The 555-nt window shown below is 38.6% G+C and carries 1 pseudogene; it reads right to left on the bottom strand.

Annotated features, from left to right (window positions below):
* Positions 1 to 65: 65 nt before the first annotated feature.
* A pseudogene (locus OZD68_RS00070) lies at positions 66 to 503 on the bottom strand (phage terminase large subunit); the annotation flags it as partial.
* Positions 504 to 555: the final 52 nt, after the last annotated feature.

The following is a 555-nucleotide window of genomic DNA, read 5'->3' as shown; positions in this document are numbered from 1 at the left end:
TGTTTATGGCTATAGCAGGCCAGTAGCATATTACGGTCTGTTCGGATTATTGTAAAAAGAGCTATATTATCTATTTTTGCCCAGGTGGTGCAGACGTTAAAGTCGCTGGAATCGTTTGTTGAAACTGCAGTGTCCAAGCTTTGAGTTACATGTGAGAGATTATCAGGGAAATTTTTATAGTGCTTTAACCACTCTTGTTTTATTATACCACTTGAAAGCGGCAGGGGGTTTTGTTGATATTGAGCAGCAAAAGCGTAACTCCCGAGTTCAACTTTTATCATCTCAACTTCTTCTCTTCCTCCCTCCAGGGGATATAATAACTCATTCTCTTCTCTTGAATATAAACCTTTTTCTTGTGTCGTAATTGAGTCGATTATCTCCACTTTTTCAGAAATCATTGGCAAACAAATGTGATGCCATATGTTTTTTGGCTTAGATAAGAGGTGCCCAGTTAAGTCTTCCAGGTGGAGCCTATGCATCACAAGCACAATTATAGCTCTTTTTACAATAATCCGAACAGATCATAATATGCTACTGCTCTACCATAGCCATAAG

Source organism: Wolbachia endosymbiont of Drosophila bicornuta, assembly GCF_028982105.1.
Taxonomy (GTDB): domain Bacteria; phylum Pseudomonadota; class Alphaproteobacteria; order Rickettsiales; family Anaplasmataceae; genus Wolbachia; species Wolbachia pipientis.
The sequence above is the reverse complement of the archived record's forward strand: the minus strand, read 5'-3'. Positions and strand labels throughout refer to the sequence as shown.